This is a genomic window from Williamsia sp. Y721 (assembly GCF_059683565.1).
On record NZ_JCASNH010000002.1, the window covers coordinates 162,121 to 182,596 of the forward strand.

21 protein-coding genes are annotated in these 20,476 nt (G+C 63.0%); 13 read left to right on the forward strand and 8 right to left on the reverse strand.

All coding sequences use genetic code 11. From position 1 onward, the window contains the following. Nucleotides 1-52: 52 nt before the first annotated feature. A complete protein-coding gene (locus AC56PL_RS09430) occupies nucleotides 53-952 on the forward strand; it encodes a hypothetical protein (RefSeq protein WP_497153670.1) in 900 nt (299 codons plus the stop codon). Between the two features lie 95 nt (nucleotides 953-1,047). Here the strand turns inward: AC56PL_RS09430 and AC56PL_RS09435 are convergent, their stop codons facing one another. Then, complete coding sequence (locus AC56PL_RS09435) at nucleotides 1,048-1,518, reverse strand: hypothetical protein (protein WP_495513454.1); 471 nt, start codon at nucleotides 1,516-1,518, stop codon at nucleotides 1,048-1,050. 166 nt (nucleotides 1,519-1,684) lie between these two features. On the opposite strand from AC56PL_RS09435, the gene AC56PL_RS09440 reads away from it, so the two are divergent. Genes AC56PL_RS09440 through AC56PL_RS09450 form a run of 3 tightly spaced genes read left to right on the forward strand, consistent with a single transcriptional unit; the run spans nucleotide 1,685 to nucleotide 3,805 of the window. Continuing rightward, complete coding sequence (locus AC56PL_RS09440; RefSeq protein WP_495513455.1) at nucleotides 1,685-2,308, forward strand: AIM24 family protein; 624 nt, start codon at nucleotides 1,685-1,687, stop codon at nucleotides 2,306-2,308. Between the two features lie 5 nt (nucleotides 2,309-2,313). Beyond that, nucleotides 2,314-3,033 (forward strand): AIM24 family protein, encoded by a 720-nt coding sequence (locus AC56PL_RS09445; protein WP_495513456.1) that lies wholly within the window; start codon nucleotides 2,314-2,316, stop codon nucleotides 3,031-3,033. Nucleotides 3,034-3,043: 10 nt separating this feature from the next. Beyond that, the gene (locus tag AC56PL_RS09450) at nucleotides 3,044-3,805 is read left to right on the forward strand and encodes an AIM24 family protein (RefSeq protein ID WP_495513457.1); all 762 of its coding nucleotides are present in this window, start codon (nucleotides 3,044-3,046) and stop codon (nucleotides 3,803-3,805) included. A gap of 40 nt (nucleotides 3,806-3,845) precedes the next feature. Here AC56PL_RS09450 and crcB read toward each other — a convergent pair whose 3' ends face one another. The 5 genes from crcB to AC56PL_RS09475 all read right to left on the reverse strand — a co-directional run bounded on the left by crcB (nucleotide 3,846) and on the right by AC56PL_RS09475 (nucleotide 7,331). After that, nucleotides 3,846-4,211 carry a fluoride efflux transporter CrcB gene (crcB, locus tag AC56PL_RS09455; RefSeq protein WP_495513458.1) on the reverse strand — a complete coding sequence of 122 codons (366 nt, stop codon included), beginning with the start codon at nucleotides 4,209-4,211 and terminating at the stop codon, nucleotides 3,846-3,848. Next, nucleotides 4,208-4,639, reverse strand: coding sequence for a fluoride efflux transporter FluC (locus AC56PL_RS09460; protein WP_497153671.1), 432 nt, complete (start codon nucleotides 4,637-4,639; stop codon nucleotides 4,208-4,210). The genes crcB and AC56PL_RS09460 overlap by 4 nt, the downstream gene beginning before the upstream one ends. A gap of 128 nt (nucleotides 4,640-4,767) precedes the next feature. Further along, nucleotides 4,768-5,241: a ferritin-like domain-containing protein gene (locus AC56PL_RS09465; protein WP_495513460.1), complete on the reverse strand. Its 474-nt coding sequence runs from the start codon at nucleotides 5,239-5,241 to the stop codon at nucleotides 4,768-4,770. Between the two features lie 67 nt (nucleotides 5,242-5,308). Next, nucleotides 5,309-6,763 carry a catalase gene (locus AC56PL_RS09470; protein WP_497153672.1) on the reverse strand — a complete coding sequence of 485 codons (1,455 nt, stop codon included), beginning with the start codon at nucleotides 6,761-6,763 and terminating at the stop codon, nucleotides 5,309-5,311. A 124-nt stretch (nucleotides 6,764-6,887) separates the two neighbouring features. Continuing rightward, nucleotides 6,888-7,331, reverse strand: a complete 444-nt coding sequence (locus tag AC56PL_RS09475) for a transcriptional repressor (protein ID WP_495513462.1) — start codon at nucleotides 7,329-7,331, stop codon at nucleotides 6,888-6,890. Between the two features lie 141 nt (nucleotides 7,332-7,472). On the opposite strand from AC56PL_RS09475, the gene AC56PL_RS09480 reads away from it, so the two are divergent. Beyond that, nucleotides 7,473-8,117 carry a DUF2231 domain-containing protein gene (locus AC56PL_RS09480; RefSeq protein ID WP_497153673.1) on the forward strand — a complete coding sequence of 215 codons (645 nt, stop codon included), beginning with the start codon at nucleotides 7,473-7,475 and terminating at the stop codon, nucleotides 8,115-8,117. A 2-nt stretch (nucleotides 8,118-8,119) separates the two neighbouring features. Here AC56PL_RS09480 and AC56PL_RS09485 read toward each other — a convergent pair whose 3' ends face one another. Beyond that, the gene (locus AC56PL_RS09485) at nucleotides 8,120-8,593 is read right to left on the reverse strand and encodes a MarR family winged helix-turn-helix transcriptional regulator (RefSeq protein WP_497153674.1); all 474 of its coding nucleotides are present in this window, start codon (nucleotides 8,591-8,593) and stop codon (nucleotides 8,120-8,122) included. 65 nt (nucleotides 8,594-8,658) lie between these two features. Between AC56PL_RS09485 and AC56PL_RS09490 the strand changes: the two genes are divergently transcribed. From AC56PL_RS09490 to AC56PL_RS09510, 5 genes are all read left to right on the forward strand, one after another. Beyond that, entirely contained in the window at nucleotides 8,659-9,774 is a 1,116-nt protein-coding gene (locus tag AC56PL_RS09490) for a substrate-binding domain-containing protein (protein WP_497153675.1), read from the forward strand. 464 nt (nucleotides 9,775-10,238) lie between these two features. Then, nucleotides 10,239-11,495 (forward strand): formamidase, encoded by a 1,257-nt coding sequence (gene fmdA, locus AC56PL_RS09495; RefSeq protein WP_497153676.1) that lies wholly within the window; start codon nucleotides 10,239-10,241, stop codon nucleotides 11,493-11,495. A gap of 43 nt (nucleotides 11,496-11,538) precedes the next feature. Beyond that, entirely contained in the window at nucleotides 11,539-12,579 is a 1,041-nt protein-coding gene (locus AC56PL_RS09500) for an alpha/beta fold hydrolase (protein ID WP_497153677.1), read from the forward strand. Nucleotides 12,580-12,663: 84 nt separating this feature from the next. Further along, nucleotides 12,664-13,203, forward strand: coding sequence for a DUF1097 domain-containing protein (locus tag AC56PL_RS09505; RefSeq protein WP_497153678.1), 540 nt, complete (start codon nucleotides 12,664-12,666; stop codon nucleotides 13,201-13,203). A 148-nt stretch (nucleotides 13,204-13,351) separates the two neighbouring features. Then, the gene (locus AC56PL_RS09510) at nucleotides 13,352-14,314 is read left to right on the forward strand and encodes an SMP-30/gluconolactonase/LRE family protein (RefSeq protein WP_495513464.1); all 963 of its coding nucleotides are present in this window, start codon (nucleotides 13,352-13,354) and stop codon (nucleotides 14,312-14,314) included. A gap of 43 nt (nucleotides 14,315-14,357) precedes the next feature. Here the strand turns inward: AC56PL_RS09510 and AC56PL_RS09515 are convergent, their stop codons facing one another. After that, complete coding sequence (locus AC56PL_RS09515) at nucleotides 14,358-17,183, reverse strand: AfsR/SARP family transcriptional regulator (RefSeq protein ID WP_497153679.1); 2,826 nt, start codon at nucleotides 17,181-17,183, stop codon at nucleotides 14,358-14,360. 127 nt (nucleotides 17,184-17,310) lie between these two features. Between AC56PL_RS09515 and AC56PL_RS09520 the strand changes: the two genes are divergently transcribed. The 3 genes from AC56PL_RS09520 to AC56PL_RS09530 all read left to right on the forward strand — a co-directional run bounded on the left by AC56PL_RS09520 (nucleotide 17,311) and on the right by AC56PL_RS09530 (nucleotide 20,437). Then, on the forward strand, nucleotides 17,311-18,357 hold the full coding sequence (locus AC56PL_RS09520; protein WP_495513466.1) for a methyltransferase domain-containing protein: 1,047 nt from the start codon (nucleotides 17,311-17,313) through the stop codon (nucleotides 18,355-18,357). A gap of 42 nt (nucleotides 18,358-18,399) precedes the next feature. After that, on the forward strand, nucleotides 18,400-18,732 hold the full coding sequence (locus AC56PL_RS09525) for a PQ-loop domain-containing transporter (RefSeq protein ID WP_495513467.1): 333 nt from the start codon (nucleotides 18,400-18,402) through the stop codon (nucleotides 18,730-18,732). 88 nt (nucleotides 18,733-18,820) lie between these two features. Further along, nucleotides 18,821-20,437, forward strand: coding sequence for an MFS transporter (locus tag AC56PL_RS09530; protein ID WP_497153680.1), 1,617 nt, complete (start codon nucleotides 18,821-18,823; stop codon nucleotides 20,435-20,437). Nucleotides 20,438-20,476 lie beyond the last annotated feature (39 nt).

Here is a 20,476-nt window from a genome sequence, read left to right on the forward strand (position 1 = left end):
TCCGGCGTGCCTCTACGATGGGTCCGACCCCCGACCGGAAGCAGCGAAGACGATGACCAGCAACTCAGGCGATTCAGGTGACAACCGTCCAGATCTGAACAAGCATCCGGACAACACCGAAGCGACGCAATCGTTTACGCCCCCGGTCAATCCCTACCCTGAGCAACCGACGTACCCGCCATCGCCGTCCGATCAGTTCGCGCCGTATACCCCGCCGCAGTACGGGGATCCACTTCAGACGCAATACCCCTCCCAGCAATATCCGCCGCAGCCACAGCAGTACCCGACACCCCAATACCCGACGCATCTCAACCCGGCGCAGCAATACCCGGCACCGCAGTATCCCGAGCCCGGGTCTGCGATGGGTGGCCCTCCGGCGGTACGGCTCCAACCCGCCGCGGTCGCAGCAACTCGCGCCCTCGGGGCCGTGGCAATGGTGGGCGCATTGCTGTTCATCGCATACGGCTGGTTGACCTGGGCTTCGTTCGAGCCGAAATACACCGATGCAGCAAAGGGTTCCGTCAACGGCTGGGGCCAGGTGTTCCAGGATGGTTCGCAGCTCATCATGGATCCGGGAACAACCGGGACACCCTTCGCGGCAGTCTTCATCCCGTTCTTGGTACTTCCGGTGGTCATTTTGGCGCTGCTCGTCATGTGCAACATCGGCCGTTTCGGCAACTCGATCGCGATCCTCGTCCTGTCGGCCCTGCACCTGTTCGCGGCACTGGCATTTCTTGCCGTGCCCAGCACGTGCATCATCTTCGACAACGAAGAGGATTCGATCCTGTTCGAAGGGCTGAACAACTTCTCGACAGGGCCCGGCGCCATCCTGGCAACCGTGACGTTGGTGGTCATGATCGGGACGAGCATCGCGGGAATCGTTCTGGGTCGCAAAACGATCAACCCGGAACCTGCTGCACCAGTCGGTTACGGCGGATATCCCGGATTCTGACGCTCACCGGCCGTCGGCGTGCGCTGTCCCGTCATCGACGAGACCAGCTCGCAACAAGAGCCGCCACCGCAGTGTGAGCACCTGCCGGAACTCTCTCAGGCGTCAGACGGCTCCGGCTCATAGGAATCGGCGAATGAGATCCGCGGCAGCGTGGTCGCCGCGTATACCGTCAGCGCCAGGAAAACCACGAAGGTGAGCGCGAAACCGGCTGCCACAACCGCAAATCCGTAATGGACGGCTTGCTCGATGATGCCCTCGCCCGACACCCACAAGGAGGCAAACGCCGAGAGCACGGTACCCAGTAACGCCCAGGCGGCTCCTCTGGCCCGCGGACCCACGGTCGATACAAAGAACAACCGCTCGTAGATGGCGGTCTCGAACTCGTCGACAGCGGCCGCCCGCACCGGATCGTCCCCGGCGACCGTCCGCAACTTCACCGCCAGATCGACGTCCCTGTCGAGGCGCTGCGCCTCGGTCTGCCGATAAAAGACGTACAGGCCCACCCCGATGACCACCGCCAGAACGAAAATCCCTACACCCACTGCCGCCCACGATGTGTCATTCACCTGACACACGTTACAGAAAGCGTCCTATCACGCCAGTGCGCCGAAGGCCGCGGACGACACCGGTGATCATTTGAACTGTGTATGGGTCTGTTCACCGGGTCCGCCGATGCCTACGATAACGCGGTATCAAAAGTGCAAGTTTCGAACTCATAGGAAAATGGGTCAGATGGCCGAGTTGATCGGATTGACCAAGCGCGTTGTCGAAGCACGACTGAACAACACGTCAGTCAAGGCAGTGAGCGGATCGATGATCTCGTACCAGGGACAGGTCGAGTTCAAATCGGCCGGATTCGGTGGCGGATCAGGCGTTCTCGCCGGGCTCAAACAAAAGGCGACCGGCGAGTCGCTGAAGTTGATGGAGTGCACCGGAAACGGCATCGTGCATCTGGCGATCAACGCGCAGTACACGACCGTTCTGCAACTCAACAACGAGACCATCCAGGTCGAGTCACGGCAACTTCTGGCCATGGCGGGCAATTTGCAGACCAATGTCCAATTTGCCGGAATTGGTGGGATGTCCAGCGGTCAAGGACTTTTCACCACCACCGTGACCGGCAGCGGCCAGGTCGCGCTGTTGTCGGCAGGCGGACCGCTGATCCATCTCGAGGTCAACCCCAACCTCCCGTTGGTGGTCGATCCAGACGCATTCGTCTCTGCCAAAGGCCAACTACAACAGTCCTTTGTGACCGACGTCAGCTGGCGTTCAATGATCGGCCAAGACGGCGGGGAGGCCTTTTCGCTGCGTTGGCAGGGTCAGGGTGTCGTGTCCATCCAACCTGCGGAGCGGTGAGCGACATGGTTTTTGAGAAGATCAACTCGAAGGTTGTCAAGGTCGACGTCGGCCAGGCCGGTGGTGTGGTCGCCCGAAAAGGCGCCATGCTCTTCTACACCGGCCAGATCCATTTCTCTCCGCACCAGATCCCCGGGGCAGGCGGGATGCCCGGCCTTGGCGGTATGGGTGCCGTCGCCGGTATGGCAGGCCGGATGATGCGCGGTGAACACGAGGCCACCATGATGGCGCAGGGTCACGGCCAGATCCACTATGGATTCGGCGGGCTGGCAGTGCATGTCATCGACATGCCCCAGGGCGGCACCGTCACCGCCGATGCGTCCAGAACACTGGGCTATACCGCGGGTCTGCAGGCCTCCATCGTATCGATGACGTCCCAGGGCAACGGCAGCGGCGGTGGACGCGGCGGAGGGCTGATGGGAGCGCTCCGCGGAGCTGCGACCGGCGCACTGACCGGCGACGGCATGTTCACCACTCAGCTTCAAGGGATGGGTTCGGTGGTCTTGCTGGCCCACGGTGAGGTGCTGGAGATCCAGGTCGGTGGCCAGTACCCGGTCATCGTCGATCCGCAGGCGTTTGTCGGCACGTTCGGAAATGTTCAGACCCAGCTGAAGTCGACCGCGGGCTGGCGCGATGCCGTCGGACGTGGAGCCGGCGAGGCGATGCAGTTGCTGTGCCAGGGGCAAGGAACTGTGTTCGTACAAGCGTCCGAAGAGAAGCTGTAGGGGAAAAACGATGAGCGACATACTCAATCCGTCAATGCTGCAGGGCGATGACAACATTCCCGGCAACAGCTACGCGTACTACATGCAGATGACCAAGCCCTGGATCATGTCCAAGGGTGCGATGATCGCCTACTACGGGCAGATGCAGTTCCAGGCCCTCATCCAGGGCATGCAGACCACGATGATGCAGCAACTCGCCGGCACCATCAGCGCCCCGCTGTACATGGGCGACTTCATCATTGCCCAGGGACAGGGCACGCTCATCATCGGCGACCGCGGATATGACATCAACTCCTACGACCTCGAAGACGGCAACCTCACGGTGCGGGCCGCGAATCTCCTCGCGTTCGAGCCGGGACTGCAGCTCAACCAGTCGATCGTCCCCGGATACCTCACGCTCATCGGCAGCGGTAAGTTCCTGGCATCGTCGAACGGACCGGTCATGTTCGCCGAACCACCGCTTCGCGTCGACCCCGAAGCACTTGTCGGATGGGCCGACTGCCCCTCCCCCAGCCATCATTACGACCAGAGCTGGGTCACTGGGTTCATGGCCGCGGGCGCGGCCATGATGGGTGCGGCCAGTGGAGAAGAGCAGCAGTTCGACTTCACCGGATCCGGCACGGTCCTGATCCAGTCCAGCGAGAAGGTCATCAACGATCACAATCTGGTGCGAAGCCTGGAAAGTCAGATCCCGGGCCTGTCGTCGGTGGGCCTCACCCGGCTGAACCAGAAGATCCAGTCACAGATGGCTCAGCAACAACAAAGTTACTGAGCCCGAGCAATATTCGGGTACATCCGATGAACGGCCGGGTTCACAGCAGGTAGACCAGCGCGAGCCCGGCCGCACATGCGGCCACAGAGAGAACCAACGAACCGGCAGCGTAGACCATTGCCGCACCACGTCGCTCTTGTTGGAGCAGTTGAACGGTCTCGACACTCGCGGTGCTGAATGTGGTGAAACCACCGCAGAATCCGGTGCCGACGATCGACTGCAGCTCCGTGGCTCCCGCGTGGAACATCACCAACCCGGAGACCACACCGATGATCAGGGAGCCGGTCACGTTGATGACCCCGGTGCCCCACGGGAACGTCACCGAGATCCTGCGCTTGGCCTCCGAATCGACCACAAACCGGAGGACGGCACCCAGCGCCCCTGCCAGCGCCACCCAAAAGATCATCGGTGCCGCACGGTACTGCGGTGAACCGCTGCGGCCGCGGATATCCCGGCCCAGGCCACCAGACCTCCCACGACAACCGTCGTCGCCATATATCCCACTGCCGTACCGAGATTGCCTTCACGAAAGAGCCGCGTCGACTCCAGGGAAAACGCGCTGTAGGTCGTGAAGGTGCCACAGAAACCGGTCCCCAGGAACAACCGCGTGCGCTGACGCCACCCGATATCGGAGCCCATGCGAACCAGCGCCTCCAACACCACACCCAATACGAATGCTCCGGCCAGGTTGATCAGAAACGTGGTCCAAGGCCATCCGGATGGGTCAAAGGGGTACGCCTTCTCGAGCAGGTAGCGGGCTCCGGTACCCAACAGGCCGCCGACGAAGATCGGGACCAGCGCACTGCGGCGCAGATGCAACGGGCGGTCGGACATCTGTACGAATCTACCGCCCGCAAGCGGTACAGGCGATTTCACACGCAAAAGCCCCCCACGGCCGGGGGGATGGCCGTGAGGGGCTTTACGCCAGGCGATGCGGGCTGCGCATCACCTGCGGTCTCGGGTCAGGCGACCTGCGCCTGCCACATCCAGTGCAGTTGCTCGAGTCGTGCGGCAAAACCGATCAGCAGATCCTGGGTGACCGGATCGGCCTTTTCGGTGGCCTCGATACGGGACCGCAGTCCGTCGACAACGGTCTTGATGTTGGCGACGATCGCCTTCACCACATCGACGTCCTTGGTCCAGCCATCGCCGAAACCCTTGGTACCGGCAGTCTTTGCCACGGTCTCGGCCCGACCGTCCGGGCTGACACCGATTGCGGTGGCACGCTCTGCCGCGGCGTCGGTGAAGTCACGCGCAGCCGTGACCAGTTCATCCAGTTCGAGGTGAACCGAACGGAACTGCTGGCCGACGACGTTCCAGTGCGCCTGCTTGGCGATCAGCGACAGGTCGATCATGTCGACAACGGTCTCCTGCAGCGCCTTACCTGCCACAGCCTGCTGGTCTTTGCTCAGTGTGCTGGTGATGGGATTGGTCATTCCGCTACCTCCTGTGCGCGCAAAAATGCGATTGAGTCTGTTGGGTTCAACCCTGGCCGACAGGCGCCTATTCCCCGTTTCGGACGCCCTCTTCGACCCGCTTGCCCAGGTCTGCATCCACGTTCTTCCAGTACTCGAACACGCGCGAGAGAACCGGCTCCCGAACGCCACCGAGCACGTGTCCAACGATGTTGCCCACCAGTCGTTCCCGGGCCTCATCGTCGAGCACCTCGCGATACAGGATTCCCGCCTGCGTGAAGTCACCGTCTTCGGCATGTTCGATGTAGCCGGCACGAATTGCCCGTCCGTCGAACTCCCACAGTCCTTCGTCGCCGGCCGCTTCTGGATCAGCATGCGGTCCGCCGAATGAATTCGGTGCATACACAGGGGTGTTCGGGTCACTGAAGGTGTAGGCCATCGCGCCTTCCTTCGAGTACGTGTTGACCGTGGCGGCCTTCGCCGCGTTCACCGGCAGTTGCGCAAAGTTGGTCCCGATGCGGTGCCGATGAGCGTCGGCGTAGCTGAAGACCCGGCCGAGCAGCATCTTGTCGGGCGAAAAGCCGATTCCCGGAACCACATTCGACGGCCCGAACGACGCCAGCTCGATCTCGGAGAAGAAGTTCTCCGGATTCCGGTTCAGCGTCCACTTGCCGACCTCGATCAGCGGGTAGTCCTTCTGCGACCAGACCTTGGTCAGGTCAAACGGATTGAACCGGTATGCCTCTGCCTCTGCGACCGGCATGACCTGGACCTTCATGGTCCACGTCGGGAACTCGCCACGCTCGATGGCCTCATAGAGATCCTGGCGGTGGTAGTCGGGATCGGTACCGGCAAGTGTGTCGGCTTCGGCCTGGGTCAGGAACTCGATCCCCTGATCGGTCTTGAAGTGGTACTTCACCCAGAAGCGCTCACCTGTGGCGTTCACCCACTGGTAGGTGTGCGAACCGAAGCCGTCCATGTTCCGCCAGCTCTTCGGGATGCCCCGGTCACCCATCAACCAGGTCACCTGATGCGCAGTCTCCGGACGCAATGTCCAGAAATCCCACTGCATGTTGTGGTCACGCAAACCCGAACCGGGCAAGCGCTTTTGACTGCGGATGAAGTCGGGGAACTTGATGGGGTCCTTGATGAAGAAGATCGGCGTGTTGTTGCCGACGAGGTCGTAGTTGCCGTCCTCGGTGTAGAACTTCATCGCGAAGCCGCGCGGGTCGCGCCAGGTGTCAGGACTGCCCTGCTCTCCGGCGACCGTCGAGAAGCGGACCAGCGATTCTGTCTTCTTGCCCGGCTGCAGGAACTTGGCCTTGGTGTACTTCGACACGTCTCCGGTGATCGTCAATTCACCAAATGCACCGCCGCCCTTGGCATGTACAACACGCTCCGGGACCCGCTCGCGGTTGAACTGGGCGAGCTTCTCGATCAGGTAGTGGTCATGGAGCAGGATCGGTCCCTGAGTTCCTGCGGTCAGCGACTCATTGTCGCTCGACACCGGGATCCCAGCATTGGTGGTGGTCCGTGGGGTCATTTATTTACCTCCTGTTGAGTTCGCGCCGAGGGCTGCTCAATGCGTATTGAAAGGTGTTGCAATTCAAGAAGATATGAAGATGTCGGCGCCGACCCCAATGCCCGGCGACAGGGGGTTCGAGAATTTACTCCGACTCAGGCCTTGCCTGGCATTGCGAGCACAGGCCCCAGAACGTCACTTCGGCCTCGTCGATCATGAAACCGTTGTCGACATTTGGCTGCAGGCACGGCGCCATCCCCACCACACAATCGACGTCGCGGACATCGCCGCAACTCCGACACACGAGATGATGATGGTTGTCGCCGGTCCGGCTCTCGTACCGAACGGAAGAACCGGCCGGTTCGATGCGGCGCAGCAGTCCCCGTTCGGAACAGACCCGCAGCACGTCGTACACGGTCTGCGTGGACACGCCCCCGAGTTGCTCACGGACGCGGGCAGCAACGAAGTCGGCCGTGGAATGCGGATGGGTCTCCAACAGCCCGAGCACAGCCACGCGTGGCGCTGTCACCCGAAGACCCACCGCACGCAGCTGTTGCTGCGGATCGCTGGGGGGCTGCTGGAAACTCATGACACTGACCATACCGCCTTTTCTGGAATGAGTCCAGATAATCTCCGAAATCTCTCCGGAAATCTCGAATCGGCAGCTAGCGGGCCCAGAACGTGTCTATGAGCCTGATTGGAAGACCGGTAAACGGGGAACAACTCCGTGGTGACCACCTCATCGAACGACCCCACCGAAAACTCACCCAGCGAGACCGAAGACCGCGGGCAACCGGACAGCACCATCTCGCTGACCGATGCCGTCCGACCAGACGGGGCGCGTCCGATCGCACGCGCACTGCTGGCAGTCGAGAATGTAAAAGCCGTCGATGGACCGGCGAACGCGCTCGCCGGACTCCTTCACGCCAAATTTCCTCCGGCAGCCCTGACATTCCTGCGCGGGCAGTGGCTGGGGCATCCGCTTCACCCCATCCTCGTGACCGTCCCCATCGGTGCCTGGATGGCCGTGCCGCTGCTCGATGCGACCGGCCAACGCGCCGCCGCCCAGCGCCTGGTCGCATTCGGGCTCATGGCCGCTGTTCCCGCAGGCGTCACCGGCCTCGTCGAATACACCACGCTCGACACACCTCAACGCCGTGTCGCGGTATTCCACATGGCGACGAACACGATCGGCCTGGCCTGCTTCGCCCGATCCTGGCGAAAGCGTCGGCGCGGCAACGCAGTACGCGGATCGATCTGGTCGATGGCGGGACTTGCCGTCTCCGGTGTCTCGGGTGCGCTGGGTGGGCACCTCTCGTACGCCCAGAGCGCAGGGGTGTTGCGGGAACGGTCGGGCGAACGACCACCCACCTGAAATCAGCGCAGAAGTGCTTCGCCCGAATCGGACTGGACAGACGCAACGACGAGTTTCTCGAGCATTCGCGTCAACTTGGCGACATCTCTGTCACCGACGGAGTCCGAGAACTCCTTGATTGTGGGTTCGGTCAAGCTGTTCCAGTCGGCGAGGGCAGCGGTGCCCCGAGCCGACACGAGGATCAAAACCTTCCGTCGGTCGTTCGCGTCCGCGCGACGCAATACCAGGTTGGACGACACGAGCTTGTCGATGATCTTGGTCAACGTCGGAGCAGGCATACCCACGTGATCGGCGATGGCAGTCATCGGCGAACCGGCGGTATCGGCAACAAAGTTCAGGATCCGCCATTGGTCCACTGTCGAACCGCACTGCGCAAGGGCAACTTCGAGCCGTCGGGCCAACTCACGTTCGGCGAGCGTCAGCAAGCGGAAGAACCCCAGGGTTCCACCGGTTCCGCCCAGGGATGACTCCGCCATGCATAGAGACTCTAGACCAGATCATTCGAAACGCCGATGTAGCAATCAGCGCTTACAGTGCACTCGTGAACATTGGCGATGCGAGCCACCCCACCCCTATCCAGGAGGAGCGGCTCCATCTGATCGCGCGTCGCGATGGTGTGCTCAACATTGCATTGGTGATCCCGTTACAGGGACCGGCGGGGCTGTTCGGCCCATCCTGTGAGGCGTGCGCCCAACTCGCGGTGGAGGAGGCCAACGCCACCGACGGGGTGATGGGCCGTGAAGTTCGACTGATCGCTGTCGACGGCGGCCAGGCACCGCGCCGTGTCGCCGATGAGGTCGGCGCGTTGATCAACGCTTCGGCCATCGACGCCGTCACCGGGTGGCACATCTCTGCCGTCAGGGAGGTGCTCGCGCCGCGGATCGGGGCACGTATCCCCTATGTTTACACCGCACTCTATGAAGGCGGCGAGCACCGACCCGGCGTATTCCTGACCGGGGAAACGCCGGATCGCCAACTCTGGCCTTCCTTGCGATGGTTCGACCGCAACGCCGGCATCCGACGTTGGGCCATCGTGGGCAACGACTACATCTGGCCCCGAATGTCATCACGATCGGCCACCAAGTTCCTACGGGCCGAGGGTGGCATCGTCTGCGACGAGATGTTTGTTCCGCTGGGAACCACCGAATTCGGGTCGGTACTCCGTCGACTCGAGAGCAGCGGGTGCGAAGGGGTCCTGATGCTGTTGATCGGCGACGACGCGGTTGCGTTCAACCGGCAGTTCGCGGCCGCGGGATTCGACCGAGACCTGATCCGCTTCAGCTCGCTGATAGACGAGAATGTCCTACTCGCTTCCGGTCCCGAGAACTCCCGCGGACTGATGACCGCCGCAGGATTTTTCGACGATCTGTCCACCGCTTCGAGCCTGGACTTCTCTGCCCAGTACTTCCATCGCTTCGGGTCCGGCGCACCGGTGCTCAACAGTCTCGGCGAATCCTGTTACGAAGGCATCCGATTGATCGTCGAACTCATGAGACGGTCCGGATCGACCCAGGTGAACCCGATGCGCGCAATCGCGGAGGGACTGACCTACGAAAGTCCCCGTGGCAAGGTGGAGATCCGTGACGGACATCTGACCCATTCCGTGTTCCTGGCTGCCGCCGACGGACTCCAATGGGATGTCTTGCACGAGTTGTAATCCTGACGTCCCGGGAGTCCCGTTCGTCACCTCGCCCAACGAGTTAACCGATCATTTACACAAAGACCCACTATTGTCACGTTCACTTTGAAATAGTTTCTATAGAAAATATTTCAAGAGAAAGTGAATCCGTTGGCGACCTACACCTACCGCTGCCCCGAGTGCGGGGAGTTCGATCTAGCACTCCCAATAGGCTCTGCGAACCGAACCACCGAGTGCCTCACGTGCTGCCAGACGTCCACGCGCGTCTACTCCGGGCCGGCACTCCACGGGAGTGCGTCACCGCTGCGCCTGGTTCGCGAACTCAGCGAAGCCAGCTCCTCTGAACCCACCATCACCCGTCACGTCCCGGAAGCCGCGCGCGCCCGGCCGGCAGGGACCACAAACCCCCGCCACGCGCTCCTTCCACGGCCCTGACCAACCCCGGTCGTACCGAGCAACATCCCACGAATCAGGAGAATCACGTGCCCGAAGTCCTCTTCGATGTTGACCAGGCCAAACTCATGAAAGATCAAATGGTGCCTGGCCATAACCGCTGGCACCCCGATATCCCGGCGGTCGCGACCGTCCGTCCCGGTGCAGAGTTCCGCCTTGAATGCCGCGACTGGACCGACAACCAGATCGGCAACAACGATTCGGCCGACGATGTCCGCGATGTCGACCTGAGCAAGGTCCACATGCTCAGCGGTCCGATCGCGGTCGAAGGCGCCGAGCCGGGCGACCTCCTCGTGGTGGACATCCTCGACATCGGACCGGTGGCACAGGCTGCGGGTCCCGGATCGGGTGAAGGATGGGGTTACACAGGCGTCTTCGCGAAGAAGAACGGCGGCGGTTTTCTGACCGACCACTATCCGGATGCACTCAAGGCGGTGTGGGATTTTCACGGCCAGAAGGCGACGTCCCGACACATACCTGGCGTCGAATACACGGGTATAACCCATCCCGGACTGTTCGGCACCGCACCGTCGGCAAAGATGCTATCTCGCTGGAATATCCGTGAGCAGGCCTTGATCGACACCGACCCCCACCGTGTGCCGGCGCTGGCGCTCCCACCCCTGGCGAAGAACGCGGTCACCGGACTGGCCACCGGAGAGGTTGCCACCCGAATTGCCGAGGAGGGCGCGCGGACCGTTCCCCCACGCGAGAACGGCGGCAACCAGGACATCAAGAACTTCAGCCGCGGCTCAAGGGTGTTCTATCCGGTTCACGTACAGGGTGCTTTGTTCTCGGGCGGCGACCTCCACTTCAGCCAGGGGGACGGTGAGATCACATTCTGTGGCGCCGTGGAGATGGGTGGGTTCGTCGATGTACGGGTGGATCTGATCAAGGGTGGCATGGAGACCTATGGGGTGACCACCAACCCGATCTTCCTGCCCGGCAACGTCGAACCGCGTTACAGCGAGTTCCTCTCCTTTGTCGGAATCTCGGTTGACCATGAAACCGACACCAACTATTACCTCGACAGCACCTTGGCATATCGCAATGCGTGCCTCAACGCCATCGAGTACCTCAAGAAGTTCGGATACACGGGTGAGCAGGCATATCTGCTCCTCGGTTCTGCACCGATCGAGGGGCGTCTGAGCGGCGTCGTCGACACCCCTAACTCGTGCTGCACGCTCTACCTGCCGACCGCCATCTTCGATTTCGAAATCAGGCCTTCGCCGGCCGGGCCAGTGAGTGTGGACAGAGGTCAATGCGCGACGAGTTCCTCTGCCCTGTAATCATTTTCAACAACCCATCCAACCTTCCAAGCAGAGAGAACCAATGATGAGCGAAACCGAAGTGCACATCTTCGAACTCGGAGATTTCACCACCCAGCACGGCGCCACCCTGCGTGGCGCACAACTGGCGTACACCACCTACGGTGAGCTCAACGCCGACAAGTCGAATGCCATCGTCTACCCGACGTGGTACTCCGGCCGACACTGGGACAACGAGTGGTTGCTCGGCCCAGGCCGAGCGCTCGACCCTGCGAACTACTTCATCATCATCCCGAACATGATCGGCAACGGCCTCTCGACGTCCCCGAGCAACACCGAGGGAGCCTATGCCGGACCACGGTTCCCCGACATCACCTTCTACGATCAGGTCCGTGCTCAACACGCGCTCGTCACCGAGCAGTTCGGTATCGAGAAACTCGCGCTGGTCACCGGGTGGTCGATGGGTGCGGGGCAGACCTACCAGTGGGGCGTGAGTTATCCCGAGATGGTCGAACGCATCGCACCGTTCTGTGGATCCCCGCGGACGGCCCCCCATAACCAGGTATTCCTCGACAGTATCGCCGCCGCACTGAAGGCGGACGCCAAGTTTGCGAACGGATGGTACGGCGACGACCTTCCGATCGTCGGACTCCGTGCGTTCGCGAGAGTCTATGCGGGGTGGGGTTTCTCGCAGGCGTTCTATTGGCACAAAGAGTACGAGAAACTCGGCTACACGTCACTGGAAGACTTCGTGGTCGGCTTCTGGGAGGGCTTCTTCCTCGATGGACGTGACCCGAACAACCTGTTGACGATGATCTGGACTTGGCGCAACGGAGATGTCGGTCTCACACCCGGATTCAACGGTGACACCGAGGCGGCGTTGGGGTCCATCCGGGCGACGTCCATCGTGATCCCCGCCGAAAAGGATCTCTACTTCCCGCCGGAGGACGAGGCCTGGGCCGTGAGTCACATGAGAAACGCGGAACTCCGCATCATGCCCGGGATCTGGGGTCACTTTGCCGGTGGTGGCAAAAATCCCGAAGACATCGACTTCATCGATGCCGCACTCCTTGAGTTGCTCGCCAAACCGGGTGGCCTGAGCTGACTTTCATCCATCGGTCGGGTGGGTTTTCCCGAACCCACCCGACTGTCCCGGTCATACCCAGTCCACCTTTATGTCAGGACCTCCATGAAGTTCACACTCCCCCATGAGATCAGCGCATCGATAGTCGCTTTTGCAACGGTCTTTCTCACTATGAGTCCGCTATTCATGCCCACCTGGGCCATCTTCATCACGTGGGCCGGGATCTTCTTGCTCGGCGGTCCGTCGCGTGAGAACGCGACGAGGATGGTCATCGCCACCACCGCGGGCACCGCCTTCGGCGTTGTCGCCCTCTACGTGAACAACACCATCAGCCCACATATCGGCGGCGGAACATTCGGTAAGACACTTGCGCTCGCCATCATCATCTTCGTGGTGAACGCGTCGCTGCTCACGCTCGGACGCCTTCCGCTCTTCAGCCTGATTCCGGGCATGTTTTTCGGATTCGCGTCGGTGACCGCAACCTACCTCGGCGGTTTCGGCTTCGACCCCGGAAATCTGGGTGCCGCTGCCGTCAGCTCCGCCGCGATGAGCGCGCTCGGTCCGCTCGCGGCGTACCTCGGTGTGCGACTCATGAATGTGAAAGCCACACGTCTCGACGCTGCCGAACCCAGCCCGGCGACCTGACGGTCTCGGTGCCCGTCACCCGCTGCCGGCATCCCCGGTGGCGGGATGCCGGTCGTTGATCCGGATATTGACCTCAAGTCGGACATCGCCACCAGCGGCGTCGGTGAGCACCTAAGCTGGAAACATCCGACTGGGCTGGGAGGCCATGATGTCGAACTTCTCACTGCGTGCTGCAGTACGTCTGATTGCGAGCGCCGCACTGATCACGGCAACGATATCCGTGGTGGGAGCCCCGGCGGCACAGGCCGCGGCGACCTGTCCAGGCGCCGGGCAAGCGCCGGTACTGGTCGCCCAGGTCCCCGGTGCCGCACTCGAGGGACTCACCGTCGATCCCGCCGGTCGCCTCTACACCACAGATCTGATCAGCGGCCGCCTGTTCCGCATAGATCGCCCGGGAGCCGGTGCCGTACCGGTGGCGACCGTCCCCAACGGCGGCGGTGGAGCCCTGGCCTGGACCCCGGACGGCACGCTTCTGGTCGGCTATGGCGCCGACGTACGGGTTCTTGTCGGCGATGTGTTGCGCGCAGCCTCCATCGCGAAGTTCTCGCCCTCCACCGGACAATTGACGCCGTTTGTCACCGGGCTGAGCGCGGCGAACGGTTTGGCCGTGGCGGGCAACGGGACCATCTACGCCACCAACGATTTCGGCGCACTGATCGGGCGGGTGTTCCCCAACGGAGCCGTGCAGCCGGATTGGGCCAGCCTGCCGAGCGCCAACGGTGCGGTACTCGGCAACGATGACGGATACCTCTACGTCTCACGCACATTCGTCAATCCGGGTGTCAGCCGGATCCCGGTCAACAACCCCGGCGCACCACAGTCTTTGGTCACCTTCGGCGGCGCCGATGTGATCGTGGCGGCAGATGGTCTGACGCTGGACTCCCAGAACCGGCCGATCGTGCCCACCGACATCAGTGGCGAGATCTTGCGGGTCGACGGACCGAACAGGTTCTGCGCCCTGGCATCCGGACTACCGGCGTCGAGCGTGGTCTCCTACGGCCGTGGCGACTCCGGGTTTTCGAACGGACGGCTCTTCAGGGCCGGCTTCGACGGCAACATCTACGAGATCCCCGGCGCCTTCGATCCCAACGCGAGCACCGCAGCGCCGTAACTCCGGACCACCCCGATTGCGCCGTGATCGTGCCGGGGCACGGTCAACGGAGTTGTTGATCGATGGCGGCTCGGGCTGATTCCAGCAGGGCGGTTCGATCCGGCACGTCCACATCCGGGGCCGGTCGGCGATCGATGACGGGTGCATCGGGTGCCTGGTCAGCGGCGGCGTGCAGCAACATCGAGCACTCGTGGTCGCCGAGTTCGTCGAGCAGATCGGCGAGATTGCGCAATGCGGCCCAGAGGTGCGTCCAATTGCCGGTGCCCGCAAAGTAGTCGATCACCTCGCGGTATCCACCAAGTGCTTCTCGAATGCGACCGCTACGGGACCGCACGGTCAGCAATCCGACGGTGGCCACGCCGATCAGGAACGTGGCACCGGTGGCCCGGGCCAGTTCGATCGTGCGGAGGTAGTGCCCTTCGGCGATCAGGCCGTTGCCTGCGAAGTTCTCGATCTCGCCGTCCACGTACTCGTTCCAGGCAATCATCGAGGGGAAGTTCGCGCCGGCGCGGCCTCGACTGTTCAAAGTCCGGGCCGCCTCGATGTCTCCCGAATAGACCGCCGCGAGCGCCGCGATTCCCAGCGGCTCAGCAGGCCGCGGTGTCACTTTTTCTGCGGCCAGGCAGTATTCGAGAACCTCCGGGTAGTCGCCACGCGCCAGCGCCGTCACCGACAGGGTGGCCAGGCACGTCCAGGTCTCGGATGAATGTGTGGCACAGCTCAGCCCGATGCGTGAAAGCTCCTCGGCGCGTGCGTGATCCCCGCTGTGGTACGCCGCCTCAGCGGCCACACCGAAGGTGAACGTCGCCCCGGGGTGCGTGAGCAGGCCCGGATCGGCGGCCAATTCCTGGGCCCACCCGCGCAACTCGATGAGGTCGCGATACGAGATCGCGTCGAAGAGTGAGTTGATCATCGATACCGCCGCGTCCATCGACCCATGACTCCGGGCCAGTCGCCATGCGGCTCGCACATTGCCCAGCTCACGGCGCAGATCCGCATCCGCCTCCGGTTCGCGATCGGTCATCATGGCCGCGCCGATGTCTCGAGAGCGTTCGATTGCCCAGTCCAGCAACAAGTTCTCCGCCGACACTCTTTCGTTCGCAGCGACCAGCCGATCGCCGCCGAAGGTACGAATCGTCTCCAGGATCCGGTATCGGGCGGTGCCTCCGGAGACGTCGACGATGATCATCGAGGCATCGACAAGCCGAGCCAGAATCGCGCCAGGGTCGCCAGGTATGTCCAGGTCTGCCGAGAGTCGTTCCGCTGCCGCCAGGTCGATGCCGTCGGCAAAGACCGTCAGGTGCCGGAACAGTCGTTGTTCATCGGGATCGAGCAGGTCATACGACCACTCGATCGTCGAACGCAGGGTGCGATGCCGCAGGTCTCCGGTCGGGCGTCCGCCACCGAGCAGGTCCAGCGAGCGGTCCAGCCGGTCACGCAGGTCCGTCAGCGTGAAGGTCGACAACCGTCCCGCGGCCAACTCGATGGCCAGCGGTATCCCGTCGAGTCGGCTGACGATCTCGCCGACAGTGTCCAATTGACGGGCCGTCGGTTCAAGATCCGGGTGGACACGGCGACCGCGTTCGACGAACAACTCCACCGACGGAGCCGTGGAACCGTCGTGATCACCGGTGGGCAGGGGTAGGGGCCACAGGCGCCACGCGAGTTCTATCGGAAGTCCCAGTGATTCACGGGACGTCGCGAAGATGGTCAGGCGAGGGCAGGCATCGAGGAGGCTTACGACCACATCGCGGGCCGCGTCGAGCAGGTGTTCACAGTTGTCCACCAGCACCATCTGCTCGCGATCGCCGAGCACCGCGGCACATGCACTGACCACATCTCCTCGAATCACGTTGACGTTCAACGCCGCCGCCAGCGCGTGCGGGACGGCTGCAGGGTCGGTCAGCGGCGCAAGCAGCAGGACCGTCACCTCCGGCGCACTGCGAGCGATCTCCAGCGCAATACTCGTCTTCCCCACACCCCCGGGACCGACCAGTGTGACAAGCCGTTCCTTTTTGAGCAGTTCCCGCAACTCGGCGACCTGCTGATCACGGCCGATCAGTCGCGTCCGCGGCAATCGGGGGCTCGTCGACATCACCGTGGACGGTCCCGCGGCGCCTCCGGCGATCTCACGTTCGAGCGTCGACAACGCCGGCGACGGATCCAGGCCCATCTCGTCGGCCAACCGGGCACGGAATCGTCGTCCGACCGAAAGTGCCTCCGACGACTCGCCGGTGGCCGCCAGGGCACGCATCGCCAGCAACACCGCAGGCTCCCGCAGCGGATCGGTGGCCAGCCAGGAGGTGGCCAGTCCCACGGTCTGCCCTGCGGCTCCGGCTTCGATCGCACAGTGGATCAGGGTGTCGGTCACCTCGCGGTGCAACTGACTGCATTCCTCGACCGCGACTGCGATATCCGTGATGTCGGTCAGATCGGTGAGCAGTGGTCCACGCCAGAGGTCGTCTGCCTTCCGCAACAGATCCAGGGCCCCGGCCGGGTCGCGATCCATTCGACTTCTGGCCTGCGACAACAGCTGTCGCGCGTGCGAAACATCCAGCTCCTCCGATGACAGATCGAGGCGATAGCCGGCGGCGATAGCCTGTAGCCGCGCCGACGCCGGACCGAGATGTCCCCGCAGTCGCGAAATGTGCGCCTGAAGCGCCGATCGTCCCGACGCCGGCGCCTCCGATGACCACAGCGCGTCCACCAACTGACCGACCGGCACCGTCCTGCCCGCTGCAAACGCGAGCATCGCGAGAACCGCCCGGCGTTTCGGACCTTTCACATCCACGGCCGCGCCATCGACAACGAGTCGGAGCGGCCCGAGAACCTCCACCCGGACCGGTGGCGACATCGCATCGCCGACCATCGCCCACCTCCTGTCAGTGCCGTGCCTGCCGCTGTCAGCGGCGTGTCTGCCACCGCATCGACGCTGTTCAGTGTGACCGGTTGAACCGGTCCACCGCATCAGTTACTCACTTGAAGGAGCAGTTGAGATGGATGAAAACAAGATCATGGAGTTTCTCGGCCGGGTCGTCACCGACATGGGCGCTGCCGGCGCCGCCGGTTCGATCACCGTTGGCAACCGCCTCGGTCTCTACCGTGCCCTCGCACAGGGCCCGGCCACTGCAGAAGCATTCGCACAGCGGACCGGCTACGACGAGCGGTACCTCACGGAGTGGTTGCGCGGTCAGGCCGCCGGCGGATACGTGGGGTACGAGCCGTCCACCGGCGAGTTCTCGATGACCGACGAGCAGGCATTCTGCCTCGCCGACCCGAACGGACCGAACGTATCAGCGGCATTTGTGGGCGTTCTCGGCTACTTGCGAGCCGAACCTGCCATCACCGAAGCATTTCGCACCGGTGCGGGTGTCGGTTGGCACGAGCACGATCACAGCGTGTTCACCGGTATCGACGCCTTCTATCGTCCCGGCTATGCCGCCGAGCTGATCCCGAATTGGATTCCCGCCCTCGACGGGGTGGAAGCGAAACTCACTGCGGGAGCATCGATCGCCGATATCGGTTGCGGTCTCGGTTCGTCATCGGTCTTGATGGCGCAGTCGTTTCCGCACAGCACATTCGTCGGTGTGGACTACCACGACGAGTCCATCGATCTCGCGCGCAAGCACGCCGCCGATGCCGGGGTTGGAGATCGTGCCACGTTTGAAGTCGGCACAGCACAGGACTTTTCGGGTCGCGACTACGATCTGATCACGATGTTCGACTGCCTACACGACATGGGCGATCCACTGGGTGCGGCCCGGCAGGTTCGCAAGGCCATCGCAGCCGACGGCACGTGGCTCCTGGTCGAACCGATCACGGCCGAGAAGGTCGAGGACACATTCAATCCGGTTGGGCGCCTTTACTACAGCGGATCGACGTTCCTCTGCGTCCCCAACGCCCTGTCCCAAACGGGTGGTTACGCACTCGGCGCGCAGGCTCCCGAATCGGCACTACGTCAGATCGTGGGCGAGGCCGGATTCACCAGGTTCCGGTTGGCCGCGCAGACCGCATTCAACAACGTCTACGAAATCCGTCCCTGACCCGTTCCATCACCGAGACCCCACCCACCCAGAGAGGCCGACATGGACATCCCGGTTGTCGCAGGCGCCGTCGCCACCGCGGTGTTCGCCTTCAGCACACTGCCGATGTTGACCAAGGCATGGCGCACCAAGGACGTGAACTCCTACAGTCCCGGCAACATCGCCCTGGCCAACATCGGCAATCTGATCTATCTCGTCTACGTCCTGCACCTCCCACTCGGACCGGTTCTGGTGCTGCACCTGTTCCACACGTTGAGCACCGGACTCATGCTGTTCTGGTACGTGCGGTACGTGGTGCTGCCGGGAGCCGGCGCCCGCCCCGCGGGCTCCGATCACGTCGACGACACCGTGCTGCCAACCGTGCGACGACGGTGAAAGGTCTCGCGTGAACATCCGAAAGCGTGGGAGTTTGCAGGTCTGACGGATATAGGGTGACCTCAACCAGTCGAGAAGGGGCTCTGCGGTGGCGGCAAAAACAGGCTCTGGGTTGGTCCTCGCGGTATTGGCATCAGGGCAGTTCCTGATGACACTCGACAGTTCGGTCATGAACGTCTCGATGGCAACGGTGGCGGACGACATCGGTACCACGATCACCGGAATCCAGACAGCGATCACGATGTACACGCTTGTGATGGCGAGTCTGATGATCACCGGCAGCAAGATCGGGACCATGCTCGGACGGCGCCGCGCTTTCGCGATCGGGCTGATCATCTACGGCGTCGGATCGACGATCACCGCCCTGGCCCCGAACCTGCCGGTGCTGCTCATCGGGTGGTCTCTGCTCGAGGGCATCGGCGCGGCGCTCATCATGCCTGCAATCGTCGCCTTGGTGGCCGCCAACTTCCCGCCCGACGGTCGCGCAGGCGCATACGGGTTGGTGGCGGCGGCCGGCGCAATGGCCGTCGCGGTGGGACCGCTGCTCGGCGGCGCGGTCACGACATTCGCCTCATGGCGTTACGTCTTCGTCGGCGAGGTCGTGATCGTTGTCGCAATCCTGTTGGTATTGCGCAAGATCAACGACGTACCACCGGTCAGCATCCGGCTCGACGTCGTCGGGTCCGTGCTGTCCGTCGCGGGCCTGGGCATGTTCGTCTACGGCGTCCTGCGCTCGAGCGAATGGGGTTGGGTGCAGGCCAAGCCGGGCGGCACCGAACTCGCCGGACTGTCGCCGGTGATCTGGCTGCTCCTGGGCGGCCTGCTCGTCCTCTACGGCTTCCTGCGCTGGGAGACCCATCTCGCCGAGACCGATGGCGAACCACTGATCGATCCGGCTATGCTCCGCAATCGGCAACTCACCGGCGGGTTGTCGATGTTCTTCGCGCAGTTCCTCGTCCAGGCCGGCGTGTTCTTCGCGGTCCCACTGTTCCTGTCGGTGGTTCTCGAATTGAGTGCTCTGCAGACCGGCGTCCGCATCTTGCCGCTGTCGATCGCTTTGATAATCGCCGCCATCGGGATACCGAAGATCTGGCCGAAGGCGAACCCACGCCGGGTCATCCGGATCGGATTGACGTCGATGATCATCGGCATCGGAATCCTCGTTGCCGGAATGGATCCCGGGGCCAATGCCGCCGTCGTCATGATCCCGATGCTCTTCATGGGATTCGGGCTGGGCTCACTGTCCTCGCAGTTGGGCGCGGTGACGGTATCCGCGGTTCCCGATTCGCAGAGCGCCGAGGTCGGCGGCCTTCAGAACACCGCAACCAATCTCGGCGCATCGCTCGGTACCGCACTGATCGGCTCGATCCTCATCGCCACGCTCACCACGTCCGCCATTTCGGGCCTCGAGGACAACCCCGACGTCCCCGCGTCCGTCGCGCAACAGGCGTCAACCGAACTCGCGTCCGGAGTGCCGTTCGTGTCCAACACCCAACTCCAGGAATCGTTGGCGAAGGCAGGCGTGCCCGCAGACACGGCCTCTGCGGTGATCGACGTGAACTCCGATGCCCGTCTCGCGGCGTTGCGGGCGGCGTTTGCACTGGCCGCCCTACTCGCCGTCGCCGCACTCTTCGCGACCGGCCGGATCCCGCGAACACCGGCGGGCACGCCGGTGGCGGCAGTGGAGACGACGAACCAGCCGTGACGATCAGGGCCACGCCGTCCGCGACGGCCCTGATCGTCG